The organism is Bradyrhizobium genomosp. I (2014) (assembly GCF_000261685.1).
Lineage (GTDB): Bacteria > Pseudomonadota > Alphaproteobacteria > Rhizobiales > Xanthobacteraceae > Bradyrhizobium.
In genome coordinates this window covers 1-2228 of the sequence record NZ_AJQE01000466.1, presented here as the reverse complement: position 1 = coordinate 2228, position 2228 = coordinate 1, and the positions used below count along the sequence as shown (strand labels likewise).

Sequence of the window (2228 nt, the reverse complement as noted above, 5' to 3'; positions counted from 1 at the left end):
CGGTCCTTTACGAATAAGACGGGCTAGACTGCCGCTGGGGGTCACTCCGATGGGTGAAGCCAAGCGCAGACTTGAGGAAATGAAGGTGGCACCTTGTCGTTGTCGATCGGGGCGACAATCGGCTTCCTGCTGTTTTGATGGTGTTCGATGGCACAAGCCGGCTTCAGGGCTTGACCTTCGATCCGGCTCGCCCAGTACGACACTTGAACGCTGTTACATGCAGGAGCTGGGAAATTGCGAAGCGCCAATCTCCGGCGAGCATCTGATCAGCGAGGCTGTGATCGAAATACTTCGCGGGGACGGTAATTTCACGGCCTCTGGACTGCCTTGGCTCGAAGCAGGCGAAACAAAGGCGCTGGCTCCAAAGAATCTCACCGCGAACTGCCTTTGTAGACGACACAACAGCGCGCTGTCGCCGTTGGATGCCGCTGCCAAGATATTCTTTGCCGGCCTCAGGGACTGCTTGGAATCGAGCGAAGCCGTCTTGCCGTACTTGCTGTCCGGTCATGATGTCGAACGCTGGCTGCTGAAGACGCTCAAAGCTAACGAAACGGCCGCAGCCCATATCGGCGGCAAAGCGCCAGAAAAAGGTGCCGAGACCACTGGTCGGGAAGTGAGAATTGCTGTTCGATTGGTGGATCGTGGCGAGCGAGTTCCTCGACCCGGGCCCGCACCCGCTGCAGCGCGGCTTCCGCCGCATGGCGCTCACCAGCAGTTCCGGCCCCCACGAACAACGCCTCGATCTTCCGAAGCTTCTCGCGCAGCTGCGACTCGCTGTTCATTCTGATCCCGTTGCCCGCTCCGAACCGGGATCACCCCATCACCGCGCCCCGGCGGCGTCAATCATCCCGACCGCGCTATCCAGAGCATTCCGCGCAAGTCAAGCCCGGGAACCGGTGATCCTGTCGTGACGCTCACGTACAAGCTGCGTTTGATGTAGGGCAGAAGCGACTGCCTTGGTCGTGAACGCGTCCGACCGGAATTTTCGCAACGATTTCGACAAGAGCTGGTCGATCGACGTTGCAAACAGCGAGCTTGAGTGAGCGCGCGGCCTTTTTGGCCGCCGCCGCCTGGCGCTCCGGAAACCGGCCGGCCTTCGGCTTGCCGGTCGCGTCGATCCCGTAAACGATGATTGCCGAGGCGGAGAGTGTCTTTTGGTTCGTGAGATTGGGCTTGGCCATTTTGCCCTCCTGAAAAGCCGAAGGGGCCCGATTTGGGCCCCTTTCTGAAACGGCGTTGTCGCTGGTCCTGCGGGATGCTCCCGGCAATGGCGGTCTTGTCATTGGACGACTCCTTTGCTGAAGACGAGAAGAGCGTTCAAACAATCTCGTCGTAAGTATAATAAAGCATATCATCCAAAAGCGCAATGATTGCAATAATTTAGCTGCAGAAAAATTGCGCTTAAATAGAAGATAATTACTGTAATTTCCGCGCTTTTTTGGCACAATTACTGTAAACAATACACGACGAAAGATCGCATGACTTGCGATCATCAATATTGTTGCCGTTGCAGACGTTCAAACCGTCAGCAGCGCAGTAACGCCAAAGAGCGTGCTGAACAAAGCGCGGAAAATCCGCCGGAAAATTACGATCAAACTGGCGCGCGTCGATCTGTGCCGAGACGCGCCGCAAGACCTCGGCGCAGCCGCCGTCTGCATAGCAACGGGGACCGTACGGATGAACCATGCCAAGTTGCTCCAAAATCCCGGTTCGGACCAGAAAGTTGTGAACCAGCCGATCCACGACGATCATGGCAATGCCAACTGCATACCAATCAGGACGGGCCTCGCGATCCGCCATCAAAACGGATGAAAGCGTCATCGTCAGAACCTTGTCCGAAACCCCAAAAACATGACGGGTCGGACCGACTAACCTGTCTTATTCGTAAGAGGCGCCCGAGAGGCTGGCGAGCGTGGTGTAAAGCGCTCATACGGCGTAGGATTCGGTTGTGAAGCCAACCCCATCACCTCCAACCGCGAACGCCACGCCCGCCATGACCGACGATACGATTCCGCCCTTCTCGTTTCCAGCCATTCACGCCAAGAAAGTCACAGCTGCCTTCGATGGTGGGCGCCTAACCTCGAACGGGGGCGTGATGCTTCTGGCGATGGCCGAGCGGCGTCTCGGCTTGGCCGACAATCTGGCCCGGGTGTTCCCGGATCGGCGCGATCCGACGCGGGTCGTGCACAGCCTTGTCGATATGAAGGAGGAGCTTGGACTTGATCACT

General features: G+C 57.6%; 4 protein-coding genes. 1 reads left to right on the top strand and 3 read right to left on the bottom strand.

Features of this window, described 5'->3' with window-relative positions:
- Positions 1-542 precede the first annotated feature (542 nt).
- From IC50_RS38000 to IC50_RS37995, 3 genes are all read right to left on the bottom strand, one after another.
- Entirely contained in the window at positions 543-782 is a 240-nt protein-coding gene (locus tag IC50_RS38000) for a hypothetical protein (protein ID WP_018269532.1), read from the bottom strand.
- Between the two features lie 132 nt (positions 783-914).
- Positions 915-1181, bottom strand: a complete 267-nt coding sequence (locus tag IC50_RS42280; RefSeq protein ID WP_014498652.1) for a hypothetical protein — start codon at positions 1179-1181, stop codon at positions 915-917.
- Between the two features lie 235 nt (positions 1182-1416).
- Positions 1417-1821 (bottom strand): hypothetical protein, encoded by a 405-nt coding sequence (locus tag IC50_RS37995; protein WP_011090921.1) that lies wholly within the window; start codon positions 1819-1821, stop codon positions 1417-1419.
- Positions 1822-1993: 172 nt separating this feature from the next.
- Here IC50_RS37995 and IC50_RS37990 point away from each other — a divergent pair.
- A partial coding sequence (locus IC50_RS37990; protein WP_035716768.1) for a transposase occupies positions 1994-2228 on the top strand: 235 nt, incomplete at its 3' end.

Coding starts and splice junctions, on each gene's coding strand:
- IC50_RS42280 (WP_014498652.1), bottom strand. CDS start 1,181: ATGGCCAAGCCCAATCTCACGAACCAAAAGACACTCTCCGCCTCGGCA.
- IC50_RS38000 (WP_018269532.1), bottom strand. CDS start 782: ATGAACAGCGAGTCGCAGCTGCGCGAGAAGCTTCGGAAGATCGAGGCG.
- IC50_RS37995 (WP_011090921.1), bottom strand. CDS start 1,821: ATGACGCTTTCATCCGTTTTGATGGCGGATCGCGAGGCCCGTCCTGAT.